We start from the raw sequence: 13,318 nt of genomic DNA, 5'->3' as shown, positions 1-13,318 counted from the left end.
GGCGGCCGCACGACCCGACCGCACGACCCTAAGGACGGACCTCCCCGTGACCACGGACACCACACTCACCGCCGAGCAGATCCTGATCGCGGCGGAGGACGTCCTCCGGCGGTTCGGCCCGGCCAAAACCACCGTCGTGGACGTCGCCCGCATCCTCGGTGTCAGCCACAGCAGCGTCTACCGCCATTTCCCGAGCAAGGCCGCACTGCGCGAGGCGGTCACCGAGCGCTGGCTCGACCAGGCGCACCACGAGCTGGCGGCCATCTCCGACGAGGGCGGCCCCGCCGCCGACCGCCTGCACCGCTGGCTGACGACGCTGTTCGCGGCCAAGCGGAAGAAGGCGCTGGACGACCCGGAGCTGTTCGCCACCTACATGGTGCTGGTCGAGGAGAACAGCGGCCTGGTGGACGCCCACATCGACACCCTGGTCACGCAGATCGGGCGGATCGTCGCCGAGGGGATGGAGGGCAAGGAGTTCAAGCTCGCCCACATCCGCAACACCGCCCGCGCCGTCTTCGACGCCACCGGCCCCTTCCACGACCCGGCCTACGCGTCGACCTGGTCCACGGCCGGGGTCGACGACCGGTTCGAGAGCGTCTGGAAGCTCGTCCTCGGCGGCCTGAAGGCCAAGTGACCACCCACCGGTGACCGAGGCGCCGGCGAGCGGACCTCTCCACCGCCCGCCGGCCCCCGCCCCCTCCACCGGCCTTCCGCGCTCGGCCTTCGCGGCCGACTCCCTGGGCAGCCGCCGCGGTCGGCCTTCGCGCTCAGCGCCGGGCGAGGAAGCGGAGCACCCGCCAGCCGAGGAGCAGCACCATGGCGCCACCGATCGCCGAGACCCAGGTCGTGACGTCGAGGAAGCTCACCTTCACCGTCCCGTGCATCCAGCGCGAGACGATCCAGGTGCCGATGTAGGAGCCGGTGATGCCGATCAGGGTGCTGCCGACCAGGCCGCGCTCTCCCCTCGACATCGCCATCCGGGCCAGCGTCCCCGACACCAGGCCCAGCACGATCCACGCCATCCAGCTCATCCGCCGCCCCTTGCGTCATCGGTGTGCCGACCCCGTCGCGCCCCCGCCCGGGTCCGACCGGAAGGACGAACGGGGGGACCACACCGTTCCCCCGAACCGGCCGCCGGGAGCGCCGGAGCCGCGCCGAACCCGTCGGTCAGCGGCGGGAGTTGCCGAACAGCAGTCGGTAGATGATCAGCAGCACCAGGGCGCCGCCGATCGCGGAGACCCAGGTCGCCGCATCGAAGAAGTGCGCGGTGACCGAACGGTGCAGGAAGTGCGAAGCGATCCAGCCGCCGACGAACGACCCGGCGATGCCGATCAGGGTGGTCACGATCAGGCCGCCCGGGTCCTTCCCCGGCAGCAGCAGCTTGGCCAGCCCGCCCGCCAGCAGGCCCAGCACGATCCACGCGACGATGCTCATCCGTCGTCCCCTCCCCATCCGAGGCGTGACGGCCCCGTCCCGTCCGCACTACTCCCTACGACGCCGGCGGCCGGCACCCGGTTCCCACCCCGGGCCGCCGCCCCTTCCCACCACCCGGCTCGGCCGCCCGTGGCACCGGGACCGGCTCCGGCCGACGCGCGGGGCCCACCCGCGCGTGGCACCTGTCGGCCGGTCGCCCGGCACCGGAATACTGCGGCCATGCGCATCCTGATCGCCACCGCCGGCTCCCGGGGCGACATCGCGCCCTTCACCGGGCTCGGCGCCCGCCTGCGGGCGGCCGGACACCAGGTGGCCGTCGCCACCCACGACATCTTCGCCGAGTCGGTCCGGGCCGCCGGGCTGGAGTTCCGCCCGCTGCCGGTCGACCCGCGCGCCGAACTCGCGTCCGCCGAGGGCCGGCGCCTGCTGCGGGCCGGCGGCGGTCCGAGCGCCGTCCTGCACCTCCTGCGGCTCGGACGGAAGGCCATGCCCGCGCTCGGCGACGGCATCGCCGACGCCACGGCCCGCGGCGCCGACCTGCTGCTGACCACCAGCACCACCAGCGCACTCGGCCAGGCCGCCGCCGAGGCGGCCGGCATCCCCAGCATCGGGCTGTACCTCCAACCCCTCGCGCCCACCCGGGAGTTCGCGCCCGCCGTGACCGGCACCCGATCGCTCGGCCGGTCCGGCAACCTGCTCGCCGGGCACGCCGTCCAGACCGCGACCGACCAGCTGTTCGTCCCGGCAGTCCGCGAACTGCGCCGCCGGCTCGGGCTGCCACCCCTCGGCATCGCCCGGGCCCGACGCAACCTCCCCGTCCTGCACGGCTTCTCACCGCTGGTGGTGCCCCGGCCGACGGACTGGCACCCCCGCCTGGACGTGGCGGGTTACTGGTGGCCGGCCCGCCGACCGGACTGGCAACCCCCGGCCCGGCTGCTCGACTTCCTCGCCGCCGGGCCGCCGCCGGTGTTCGTCGGCTTCGGCAGCCTGGTCGTCCCCGACGCCGAGCGGCTCACCGCGACCGTCCTCGCCGCGGCCCGGGCCGCGCGGGTGCGCCTGCTCCTCCAGTCGGGCTGGAGCGAACTGACCGCCGCGGACTCGGAGTCCGTCCTGACCATCGGCGACACCCCGCACGACTGGCTCTTCCCCCGGACGGCCGCCGTGGTCCACCACGCGGGCGCCGGCACCACGGCCGCCGCCCTGCGCGCCGGGACTCCGAGCATCCCCGTGCCCGCCCAGCTCGACGCACCGTTCTGGTCCGCCCGCCTGGCCGCGCTCGGTGTCTCCCCCGGCGCCGTCCCCTTCCGCTCCCTCACCCCCGCCCGCCTCGCCGCCGCCCTCCGCCTGGCCCTCGACGACCACCGCTACCGCGCCCGCGCCCGGGCCCTCGCCGCCGAACTGGCCGCCGAGGACGGCGCGGCCAAGGTCCTCGCCGCGGTCGAACGGGCGGCGAACAGGTGACGGCAGACAGCCGGCAGAAGACAGATGACAGCTGACAGATTTCGAAATCTGTCAGCTGTCATCTGTCAGCCGTCCTCTGCTCCCGCTCCTCCCGCCCGAACACCCCGCTCAGTCCCAGGTACACCACGGCCGCCGCCGCCAGCCCGACCGCCCAACCGAAGTCGGCGAGCGGCCTGAGGACGGGGATCAGGCCGTCCGCCGGGAAGGGGCCCTGCTTCGCGCCCTTGGCATCGACGGCGGAGTACGAGCCGCCGACGGCCAGGACGCCGCCCACCAGCAGCGCCGCGACGGCCCGCCAGTTCCAGCCCGCCGTGTACCAGTACGCCCCGCCCGGGCGGTACAGCTCGACGACCCGAAGGCGGGTGCGGCGCAGCACCCAGTAGTCGGCGATCAGCACGCCGCCGACCGTGCCGAGCAGGCCGCCGACCACCCCCAGCCAGGTGAAGATGTACACGTGCGGATCGGCGATCAGCCGCCAGGGGAAGATCACGATCCCCACCACCCCGGTGATCAGCGCACCCGTGCGGAAGGTCACCAGGCGGGGCAGCAGGTTGGCGAGGTCGTAGGCGGGCGAGACGACGTTGGCGGCGATGTTCACCGACAGCGTGGCGACCAGCACGGTCAGCAGCGCGAACAGGATGCCGACCGGGTTCTCCATCCTGGCGGCCAGCTGGATCGGATCCCACACCGGCACCCCGTAGACCGCCTCGGAGCCCGAGGTGACCAGCACGGACAGCAACGCGAAGAGCGTCATCGTGGTCGGCAGGCCGAGGGCCTGCCCGCGCACCTGGGCCCGCTGGCTGCCGCCGAAGCGGGTGAAGTCGGGGATGTTCAGCGAGAGGGTGGACCAGAACCCGATCATGCCCATCAGTGCCGGGAGGAAGACCTTCCAGAAGCCGCCGCCCCACCCCAGCCTGGACGGCTGGTCGAGCAGCGGCCCGAACCCGCCCGCCTTGACGGTGATCCACCCCAGCAGCGCCAGCGCGCCGACGATGACGAACGGGGCCGCCCAGTTCTCGAACCGCCGCAGTGCGTCCATCCCGCGCGCGATGACGGCCATCTCGATCAGCCAGAACAGCAGGAAGGAGAGCCACTGCGTCCACGGGTAGCCGCCCAGCTCACCGGCCGTCCGCCAGGATTCGCCGAACAACCTGCCCGCCAGCAGGAAGATGCCCTCGCCGCCGATCCAGGTCTGGATGCCGAACCAGGCACAGGCCACCGCGGCCCGCAGCAGGGCGGGCAGGTTGGCACCGCGCAACCCGAAGGCTGCCCGGGCGAACACCGGGAAGGGGATGCCGTACTTCGTGCCGGCGTGCCCGGTGAGCAGCATCGGGCCCAGGACGACGAGGTTGGCGAGCGCGATGGTCAGCACCGCCTGCTTCCAGTCCATCCCGAGCGCGACCAGCCCCGAAGCCAGCGTCCAGGACGGGATGTTGTGGGCCATGCCGACCCAGAGCGCGAGGAAGTTGTACGTGGTCCAGGTGCGCCGTTCCACCGGGACCGGCCGCAGGTCCTCGCTGGTGAAGCCGTTGGGAGGCAGGTCACCGACGGCCGGGCCGGCCTCGGCCCGGCCGTCGGGGCGGCGCCGTTGCCTGCCGCCGCTGTCGCCGGTCGCGGTTTCGGTCACGGTCAACTCCCGTCCGCCGCGGCCGGATCCGCGGCTGGGCTCGGATGAGGTGCGGAGGCGGGCTCACGAACGGCGCGACGGGCCCGCCGTCACAGGTGCGGGATGACGTCCGCCCCGTACGCGTCGATGGTGGCCTCGATGGCGTCGTGCATGGCGTAGACGGCGAACTGGTCCACGCCGAGCGAGCGGAGCTCCGCCAGCCGGTCCCGCTGCGCCTGCGCCGGGCCGATGAGGCAGAAGCGGTCGATGATCCCGTCCGGGACGAAGGCGGTGTCCGGGTTGCCGGCCCGCCCGTGGTGGCTGTAGTCGTAGCCCTGGCGGTCCTTGATGTAGTCGGTGAGCGCCGCCGGCACCAGGTCGGAGTGCTCGCCGTAGTGGCTGACCAGGTCGGCCACGTGGTTGCCCACCATCCCGCCGAACCAGCGGCACTGTTCACGGGCGTGGGCGAGCGCCTCGGGCGAGTCGTCGGCCGTGACGTAGGCCGGGGCGGCCACGCAGACGGTGACGGAGTCCGGGTCCCGGCCGGCCTCGACGGCAGCGGACCGTACCGCCTTGACCATGAACTCGGTGAGGTACGGGTCGGCCAACTGGAGGATATAACCATCCGCTTGACGTCCGGTCAGCTTCAGCGCCTTCGGCCCGTACGCGCCCATCCAGATCGGCAGCGAGGCACCCTCGCGGACCCACGGCAGGCGCATCTCGGTGCCGTCCACCTCGGCGGTCCGGCCCTCGGCCAACTCCTTGATGGCGTACATGGCTTCGGACAGCCGGGCGAGGGTGGCGGGCGGCCGCCCGGCGACCCGCATGGCGGAGTCGCCGCGGCCGATGCCGCAGACCGTCCGGTTGCCGTACATGTCGTTGAGCGTGGCGAACGTGGACGCGGTCACCTCCCACGTCCGGGTGCCGGGGTTGGTGACCATCGGGCCGACGGTCATCCGCTCGGTCTCGGCGAGGATGCGGCTGTAGACGACGAAGGGCTCCTGCCACAGCACGCAGGAGTCGAAGGTCCAGCCGTGGCTGAACCCGGCCTGCTCGGCGCGGATCATCCGGTCGATGAGCAGCCGGGCGGGCGGGTCGGTCTGAAGGACGAGGCCGATGTCCATGAGGGGCTCCAGGTGACGGGGTTCGGCCGCCGCCGGTCGCCGGTCGGTTCGGGCGGCGACCGGGCGGACGGCGACCGGGCGGACGGCGACCGGCGTTACGACAGGCGGACGTTGGCAGGCCGGGCGGTTCAGGGGGCGCGGGCAGTGGGCTCAGAGCAGGTACTGGCAGGTGTCCCGGTGCAGGAAGGTGCCGTGGCCGGCCCGGCCGAGCCAGTCGCCGCCGTCCAGCACGACGGTGCCGCGCGAAATCACCGTCCGGGCCCGGCCGGTGAGCCGGCGGCCCTCGTAGGCCGAGTAGTCCACGTTCATGTGGTGGGTCGCGGCGGAGACGGTCTGCACCGCGGTGGGGTCGTAGACGACCAGGTCGGCGTCGGCGCCCGGAGCGACGGTGCCCTTGCGCGGGTGCAGGCCGAACATCCGGGCCGGGGTGGTGCAGGCGATCTCGACCCAGCGGCGCCGGCTGATGTGCCCGTCCACCACGGCCTGGTGGAGCAGGTCCATCCGGTTCTCGACGCCCGGCAGGCCGTTGGGGATCTTCGAGAAGTCGCCCCGGCCCAGCTCCTTCTGGCCGACGAAGCAGAACGGGCAGTGGTCGGTGGAGACCACCTGGAGGTCGTTGGTGCGCAGCCCGCGCCAGAGCGCCTCCTGGTGCTCGCGCGGCCTGAGCGGCGTGCTGCACACGTACTTGGCGCCCTCGAAGCCGTCGGCGCCCTCCTCGGCGAGGTTGTCGGTGGAGAGGAAGAGGTACTGCGGGCAGGTCTCGCCGAAGACGTTGAGGCCCGCGTCCCGGGCCGCGGCGAGTTCGGCGAGCGCGGCGGCTGCGGAGACGTGCACCACGTAGAGCGGGCTGCCGGCGACCTGGGCGAGCTTGATCGCCCGGTGCGTGGCCTCGGCCTCCAGCAGTTCGCGCCGGACCTCGCCGTGGTGGCGCGGAGCCGTCCGCCCGGCGGCGAGCGCCTGCTCGACCAGGACGTCGATGGCGATGCCGTTCTCCGCGTGCATCATGATCAGCCCGCCGTTGACGGCGCCGCGCTGCATCGCCCGCAGGATGCGGCCGTCGTCGCTGTAGAAGACGCCGGGGTAGGCCATGAAGAGCTTGAAGGAGGTGGACTCACCGGAGTCCACGAGGGCGTCCATCTCCTTCAGGACGGCGTCGTTGACGTCGGAGACGATGGTGTGGAACGCGTAGTCGATCGCGCAGTTGCCCTCGGCCTTGGCGTGCCAGGTGTCCAGGCCCTCGCGCAGCGAGCCGCCGACCGGCTGGACGGCGAAGTCCACGATGGTGGTGGTGCCGCCCCAGGCCGCGGCCCGGGTGCCGGTCTCGAAGGTGTCGGAGGCCGCCGTGCCGCCGAACGGCAGCTCCATGTGGGTGTGGGCGTCGACGCCGCCCGGGATGACGTAGTGGCCGGTGGCGTCGATGACGGTGTCGGCCGTCCAGGCCTCGGCGGCGGAGCTGCCGGTGGCGGCGAGGGCGGCGATGCGCTCGCCCTCGATCAGGACGTCGGCGTGGAGCTCCTCGGTGGCGGTGATGACGAGGCCGCCGCGCAGGACGGTGCGCCGGTGCGGGTCACGGGTGGTCATCGCGCTGCCCCTCACGCCTCGGCGAGCGGTCCGTAGGCGTCGGGCCGGCGGTCCCGGTAGAACGCCCACTGCCGGCGGACCTCTTCGATCAGGCCGAGGTCGAGGTCCCGGACGACGAGCTCCTCCTCCTTGTCGGAGGCGACGTCGCCGACGAACTGGCCGCGCGGGTCCACGAAGTAGGAGGTGCCGTAGAAGTCGTTGTCGCCGTACTCCTCGGTGCCGACGCGGTTGATCGCCGCGACGAAGTACTCGTTGGCGACGGCCGCGGCGGGCTGTTCGAGCTGCCAGAGGTAGGCGGACAGGCCGCGGCTGGTGGCGGAGGGGTTGTAGACGATCTGCGCGCCCGCCAGGCCCAGGGCGCGCCACCCCTCGGGGAAGTGGCGGTCGTAGCAGATGTACACCCCGACCTTGCCGACGGCGGTGTCGAACACGGGCCAGCCGAGGTTTCCGGGCTTGAAGTAGTACTTCTCCCAGAAGCCCTTGACCTGCGGGATGTGGTGCTTGCGGTACTTGCCGAGGTAGCTGCCGTCGGCGTCGATGACGGCAGCGGTGTTGTAGTAGACGCCGGTCTGCTCCTCCTCGTACACCGGGACGACCATCACCAGCCCGAGCTCGCGGGCCAGTTCCCGCATCCGGCGCACGGTCGGGCCGTCGGGGACGGCCTCGGCCCAGCGGTAGTGCTCGGCCTCCTGGACCTGACAGAAGTACGGGGAGTTGAAGACCTCCTGGAAGCCGATGATCTTCGCGCCCCGGGCGGCGGCCTCGCGGGCGTACCGCTCGTGGAGCGCGATCATGCTCTCCTGGTCACCGGTCCAGCGGGTCTGGACGAGCGCGGCCCGGACGATCTGCGACATGGTTACCTCCGCGACTCCGCGGCCCGGCCGTGCGGTCGGGCCGGCGGTCTGAGGGTTGACGAGGCGCGTCCCACCCGTGGATCCCGTCGGGGAACCACAGGATCTACGTGCGTAGAAGCGATCTGTAGACGGTAGGCCCGGCCTCGGTGGCCTGACAATACGTTGGCGCGATCGCATCCGGGGCGACCTGGTTCCCGGACACGCGGACAGTCCCGGGTGGGATGAACAGCTGATCTACCCCACCTGTCACCTTCTTACTCGTTCGGGTGAAAACCGATGCCCGGGGTGCGCAACCGGCAAGGGTGGGGTAAGACCCGCGTGGACATCGCGGTCGGTCTCCACGGAGCGTCAGCACGTCGTGGTTCCATGCGAGTTCAGCGGCTCGGTCACGGGGGATCGGGGCGGCCGAGCGGGGGTGACGACGACGGTGGTGGCGGATTCCGCGGCGGAGGCGGCGGGAACGACAGGCACGGCGGATACGACAGGCACGGCAGGTACGACAGGCACGGCAGGCAGGGCAGGCACGACGAAGGCGACGGGCACGGCGGGTACGACGGGTATGGCAGGAGCGACGGGCACGGCGAGCGCGGCACCGGTCGGGGTCCCGGTGGTGCGGCCGCCCGCTCTGCCCGCCTGGGCCGGCCTGCTGCTCGCCCTCGGCGCGCTCCTGCCGGTCGCCCTCGGCGGCCTGCTGTTCCACCGCCGCGCCCCGCACGTGCGGGACGTCGCCCTCCAACTGGCCGGTACCCGCGCGGCCGCCGAGGCGGTGGTCGGCGGGCGGGCCGCGGATCACCTGGCAGCGCTGCGCGCCGACGGCTGGCTGATCGGCGGCTACGGGCTGACGCTGGTCGCCGCCGCGCTGGTCGGCGGCTACGTGCTCGGGCCGGTGCGCCGGCGGCGGCAGGCCCTCGCGCTCGGCGGCGCCGGGCTGCTCGCGGCCTGCTGCGACCTCGGCGAGGACGCGCTGCTGCGCGCGGGGCTCGACGGCCTCCGGCCGGGCGCGGGCGGCTCCGACGCCCCCTTCGCCGCCGCCACCGCGCTCGCCGCCGTCAAGTGGCTGCTGCTCCTGCCCGCCGGAGTGCTCGCGGCAGGGGTCCTCCTGGTGACCGCCACCCGCGCCGTGCGCGGGCTCCGGCCGGCGGGGGCGAAGGCCGGCGGCGCGGACTGCCCCGACCGCCCGGCGCTGATCCCGCCCTGGCCGGTCGCCGGCCGGCACGGCCCGGCACCGGCCGGCGCCCGGCCTGGCACCCCGCTCGCCCCCGCCGGCGCACCGCCGCCCGCTCCCGGCCCGCACGCCCACTGGCGCGACGCCGCCCGGGTGCCGCCCGGCCGCGAGCCCGCCGAGCTCGGCTTCTGCGTCTCCGGTGGCGGCATCCGCTCCGCCTGCGTCACCCTCGGCGCGCTCCAGTCGCTGCGGCCCTGGCTGAAACGCGCCCGCTACCTGGTCTCCGTCTCGGGCGGCGGGTACACCGTCGGGGCGTTCCAGCTCGCGCTCAGCGACTCCGCCCCCGGCGGCCCGGTGCACGCCGTCTCGGGCCTGACGGCCGACACCGTGCTGGAGCCCGGCTCCCCCGAGGAGGACCACCTCCGACGGCACGGCAAGTACATCGCCGACGGCGCCGGCGAGTGGCTGGTCGCCCTCGGGACGCTGCTGCGCGGGGTGCTGTCCGCCCTCACCCTGCTGCTCGCCGCCGTGCTGACCCTCGGCCTCGGGCTGAGCCTCTTCTACCGGGCCGTGCCGCTCACCGACCTGAGCCACCTGGCCGCGGCCGGGCTGCGCCACGCCGGCGCCGGGCCCGGGCCCCTGGGGTTCCGGGCGCCGGCCCTCGCCGCCTGCGGCGTCCTGCTGGCCTCGGCCGCCGGGTGCTGGCTGCTCTGGCTGCTGGTCTTCCCCTCGCTCGGCTGGCAGGCCGTGCTGCCGCGCGCGCTGCGCCGGGCCAACCTCGCCCTGCTCGGCCTCGCCGCCCTCCTGGCGCTCGGGGTGCTGGCGGTGCCGGGGCTCGCCTGGGGCGCGGTGCGGCTGCAGGACGCACTGGCGGCGGGCCCGCAGCTGACCGGTGCGGGCCTCGGCCTGACCGTGGCGCTCAGCTATCTGGCGCTGCTGGTCGGCATACTCTGGCGCGACCGCCGGGCGCCCGGGCGCGCGGCCCCGCGCGCCGCCGCGGGCCGGGCGGGCCGGGGCACGGCCGACGGAGCGCGCAGGCCCCGTGGCGCCGCCGGCCTCCCCCAGACGCTCGTGGTGTGCTCCGCCCTCCTGGTGCTGACGGCGGGCGCGCTGCTGGCCCTCGGCTGGGCGGTCGCCACCGGCTACGCCTGGCCGCCGGCCGTCCAGGTGCTGCTGCCCCTGGTACTGGGCGGGGTCGGGCTGAACCTCGACCAGACCTGGATGAGCCTGCACCCGTTCTACCGGCTGCGGCTGGCCTCGGCGTTCGCGGTCCGGCGGGCCACCGAGGGCGGCCGGTCGCTGGCCCGCCCGTACCACTTCTTCCGGGAGCAGACGTGGCTGAGCCACTACGGCGCCCGGCGCCCCGACTTCCCCCAGGTGATCTTCTCCGCGGCGGCCAACCTCTCGGGCAACTCCCGTACGCCACCGGGCCGTCCGGCGGTCTCCTTCTCGCTCTCGTACGACTACGTGGGCGGCCCGGACATCGGGTACGCCCGCACCGACCTGCTGGAGCGGCGCACCCGCCCGCACGTCGCCCGGGACCTCACCGTGCAGTCGGCGATGGCCGTCTCCGGTGCGGCCTTCTCCTCCGCCATGGGGCGGGAGTCCCGGGTCTACCAGCGGCTGTTCGCGGTGACCAACGCCCGGCTCGGCACCTGGCTGCCCAACCCGGCGGTGCTCGGCCCGGACTGGACGGGCGCGCCGGACTGGCGCCGCCCCGCACAGCCCGCGGTCCGCCGCCTGCCGTACCTCCTGCGGGAGCTGGTCGGGCGGTTCCCGGCCGACGACCGCTTCCTGCTCACCACCGACGGCGGCCACTACGAGAACCTCGGGCTGGTCGAGCTGCTGCGGCACCGGGTGCGGACGGCGGTCTGCATCGACGCCAGCGGGGACGCCGGCTACGCCGCCAACCTGGCCGCCGCGATCACCCTGGCCCGCGAGGAGCTGGGCATCGCCATCACCCTGCACCAGCCCGAGCTGCTGATCCCGGGCAGCGCCGCCGACCGGCCCGCCGAGGGCGAGGCCCGGGCCGACGGGCCGCCGCTGCGCGGGCTCGCGGCGCAGCTGTCCGCCCGGCTCTCGGCCCGTGCCGTCGTCACCGGGACCATCCGCTACCCGGACCTGGGCGAGGGCCCCGGGGCCGTCCGGCACGGCAGACTGGTCGTCCTCCAGGCGGTGCTGACCCCGGACATGCCGTACGAGTTGCACGCCTACGCGACGGCGAACCGGGCCTTCCCGAACGACCGCACCAGCGACCAGTGGTTCGACCACCAGCAGTTCGACGCCTACCAGACGCTCGGCCGCCACCTGGGGGAACAGGCCGCGCCGCTGATCGAGCAGGCGCTGGGCCTGGGCGAGCGGGCATTGGGCGAGCAGGCGCTGGGCGAGCAGGCGCCAACCGAACACGTGCCGGCCGATGCGCCGCCCGGCACCGCCGGGCCCGTGCCCGCGCAGCCGACGGGCACCGTCGACGCGCCCGGTCCGGCCACGGCCCCACCCGCGCCACGCCGCCCGACCGGCGAGTAGCAGCGGGGTGGCGGACCGGGGCGCAGGAGGCAGCGGCGGGCCCGCCGGACGGCGGCGGGCCCCGTTCGGCTTGACTTCGTCCGGTTCGCTCCGGAAGGATCCGGCACATGGAGACCGGCGCCACTCTGGTATGCCGCCTGCACGTCGATCTGCGACGCCAGGCGAGCTCCATCTGTGCCTGTTGACCTTGCTCTCCCCCGCCGGTCCCGCCCTGTGACGCCTGCCAGGGCCCGCGCCGCGCACCCGCAGTCCTGACCCCGCCCCGCCCCGGCGCACCCGTGCGTGCCCGGCCGATCCGTCGGCCCGTGCGCGTCCGACACTGCCGGACGGGCGCTTCCGCCGACGTTCCCGCCGCACCCGAGGACGCCCTCATGAGCCTGAGCCCGAGCATCAGCCCCGACACCGACCGCAGCACCCCCGCCCCGACCGTCCGTGGCGGCGCCGCGGGGCCGGTGAACCCCACGAGCTCCGCGGGACCGGTGAACCCCGCGAATCCCGCGGGCCCGGTGTACCCCGCGAACCCCGCGGGCACCTCCGAGCCACCACCGACGCCGCCGGCCGGGGACACCCGCGCCCCGCTCACCCCCGCCACCCTGCGGACCATCGTCCGCGAGCTGTCCGAGCGGCCCGAGGAGTGGATCCACCACGTGCGCCTCTCCACCGAGGAGCGCTGGTACCGGCGCCTGGTGGCGGACGACGACCACGAGGTCTGGCTGATCAGCTGGCTGCCCGGCCAGTCCACCGGCTTCCACGACCACGGCGGCTCGCGCGGCGCCTTCGCCGTCGCCCTCGGCGAGTTGGAGGAGCTGTCCCTCGGCGGGCCCGACCAGGGCCTGTCGATCCGCCGGATCCTGGCCGGAACCGCCCGGGCCTTCGGCCCCGACTACGTGCACGACGTGCGCAACACCGCGGTCGGCCCCGCCGTCACCCTGCACGCCTACTCCCCGCCGCTGGGCTCGATGGCGCACTACGACCTGCGGGCCGGCGGGCTCGTCCGCACCTCCGAGGAAGGACCTGACCAGTGGTGACCACGATCGACGACCTGGTGGAGCGGGCCCGCGCGGGCGTCCACCGACCGCGCGCCCGCGAGGCGTACCAGGCCCAGCTGGACGGCGCGCTGCTGGTGGACATCCGCCCGGCCGCGCAGCGGGCGGCCGAGGGGGAGATCCCCGGCTCGCTGGTCATCGAGCGCAACGTGCTGGAGTGGCGGCTCGACCCGACGGGCAGTCACCGGATCCCCGAGGCCACCGGCTACGACGTCGAGGTGGTCGTGGTCTGCTCCGAGGGCTACGCCTCCAGCCTGGCCGCCGCGTCCCTGCGCGAGCTGGGGCTGCACCGGGCGACCGACCTGGACGGCGGCTTCGTCGGCTGGGCGGCCGCCGGCCTGCCGACCCGTCAGGGCGGCTGAGTCCGCAGTCGCACCGCGTGCCGGGGCGGTAAATCAGGGACAGGAGATGATGCAGGTCATAGTCTGATCAGAGTTTCCGCCGGTCCAAAGCTGGGCAACCACGCGGGCGGAAGTACGCCCGGGCGCGTGAGACCGCCGCCACCGAACGACCCGAACGAC

Annotated in this window: 12 protein-coding genes; 6 read left to right on the top strand and 6 right to left on the bottom strand. The window is 74.3% G+C overall.

The genetic code is table 11. The annotated features are described in order from the left end of the window. The first annotated feature begins 46 nt into the window (after positions 1 to 46). Positions 47 to 634, top strand: coding sequence for a TetR family transcriptional regulator (locus ACH5AR_RS01225; RefSeq protein ID WP_396299267.1), 588 nt, complete (start codon positions 47 to 49; stop codon positions 632 to 634). Between the two features lie 133 nt (positions 635 to 767). Here the strand turns inward: ACH5AR_RS01225 and ACH5AR_RS01220 are convergent, their stop codons facing one another. Both ACH5AR_RS01220 and ACH5AR_RS01215 read right to left on the bottom strand, forming a co-directional pair. Next, positions 768 to 1,031 carry a GlsB/YeaQ/YmgE family stress response membrane protein gene (locus ACH5AR_RS01220; RefSeq protein ID WP_396299266.1) on the bottom strand — a complete coding sequence of 88 codons (264 nt, stop codon included), beginning with the start codon at positions 1,029 to 1,031 and terminating at the stop codon, positions 768 to 770. A gap of 136 nt (positions 1,032 to 1,167) precedes the next feature. After that, positions 1,168 to 1,434, bottom strand: coding sequence for a GlsB/YeaQ/YmgE family stress response membrane protein (locus tag ACH5AR_RS01215; RefSeq protein ID WP_359824894.1), 267 nt, complete (start codon positions 1,432 to 1,434; stop codon positions 1,168 to 1,170). A gap of 219 nt (positions 1,435 to 1,653) precedes the next feature. Here ACH5AR_RS01215 and ACH5AR_RS01210 point away from each other — a divergent pair, with 219 nt between their 5' ends. Further along, entirely contained in the window at positions 1,654 to 2,895 is a 1,242-nt protein-coding gene (locus ACH5AR_RS01210; protein WP_396299265.1) for a glycosyltransferase, read from the top strand. A 58-nt stretch (positions 2,896 to 2,953) separates the two neighbouring features. On the opposite strand, the gene ACH5AR_RS01205 is transcribed toward ACH5AR_RS01210, so the two are convergent. The 4 genes from ACH5AR_RS01205 to ACH5AR_RS01190 all read right to left on the bottom strand — a co-directional run bounded on the left by ACH5AR_RS01205 (position 2,954) and on the right by ACH5AR_RS01190 (position 8,060). Beyond that, positions 2,954 to 4,522, bottom strand: coding sequence for an NCS1 family nucleobase:cation symporter-1 (locus ACH5AR_RS01205; protein WP_396299264.1), 1,569 nt, complete (start codon positions 4,520 to 4,522; stop codon positions 2,954 to 2,956). A gap of 89 nt (positions 4,523 to 4,611) precedes the next feature. Continuing rightward, positions 4,612 to 5,625: a TIGR03842 family LLM class F420-dependent oxidoreductase gene (locus tag ACH5AR_RS01200; RefSeq protein WP_396299263.1), complete on the bottom strand. Its 1,014-nt coding sequence runs from the start codon at positions 5,623 to 5,625 to the stop codon at positions 4,612 to 4,614. A 150-nt stretch (positions 5,626 to 5,775) separates the two neighbouring features. Further along, the gene (gene hydA / locus ACH5AR_RS01195; protein ID WP_396299262.1) at positions 5,776 to 7,206 is read right to left on the bottom strand and encodes a dihydropyrimidinase; all 1,431 of its coding nucleotides are present in this window, start codon (positions 7,204 to 7,206) and stop codon (positions 5,776 to 5,778) included. A gap of 11 nt (positions 7,207 to 7,217) precedes the next feature. After that, positions 7,218 to 8,060, bottom strand: a complete 843-nt coding sequence (locus ACH5AR_RS01190; protein ID WP_396299261.1) for a nitrilase-related carbon-nitrogen hydrolase — start codon at positions 8,058 to 8,060, stop codon at positions 7,218 to 7,220. Between the two features lie 559 nt (positions 8,061 to 8,619). On the opposite strand from ACH5AR_RS01190, the gene ACH5AR_RS01185 reads away from it, so the two are divergent. From ACH5AR_RS01185 to ACH5AR_RS01170, 4 genes are all read left to right on the top strand, one after another. Beyond that, positions 8,620 to 11,751: a hypothetical protein gene (locus ACH5AR_RS01185; RefSeq protein WP_396299260.1), complete on the top strand. Its 3,132-nt coding sequence runs from the start codon at positions 8,620 to 8,622 to the stop codon at positions 11,749 to 11,751. Positions 11,752 to 11,858: 107 nt separating this feature from the next. Continuing rightward, positions 11,859 to 11,936, top strand: a complete 78-nt coding sequence (locus ACH5AR_RS01180) for a putative leader peptide (protein ID WP_396299522.1) — start codon at positions 11,859 to 11,861, stop codon at positions 11,934 to 11,936. A gap of 186 nt (positions 11,937 to 12,122) precedes the next feature. Further along, positions 12,123 to 12,779, top strand: coding sequence for a cysteine dioxygenase (locus ACH5AR_RS01175; RefSeq protein WP_396299259.1), 657 nt, complete (start codon positions 12,123 to 12,125; stop codon positions 12,777 to 12,779). Further along, positions 12,773 to 13,159 (top strand): rhodanese-like domain-containing protein, encoded by a 387-nt coding sequence (locus tag ACH5AR_RS01170; RefSeq protein WP_396299258.1) that lies wholly within the window; start codon positions 12,773 to 12,775, stop codon positions 13,157 to 13,159. Before ACH5AR_RS01175 ends, ACH5AR_RS01170 begins: the two co-directional genes overlap by 7 nt. The last annotated feature ends 159 nt before the right edge of the window (positions 13,160 to 13,318 follow it).

Source organism: Kitasatospora sp. NPDC018619, assembly GCF_044391605.1.
Lineage (GTDB): Bacteria > Actinomycetota > Actinomycetes > Streptomycetales > Streptomycetaceae > Kitasatospora.
Note: the sequence above shows the minus strand (reverse complement) of the source record. Positions and strands in the feature narration are given on the sequence as shown.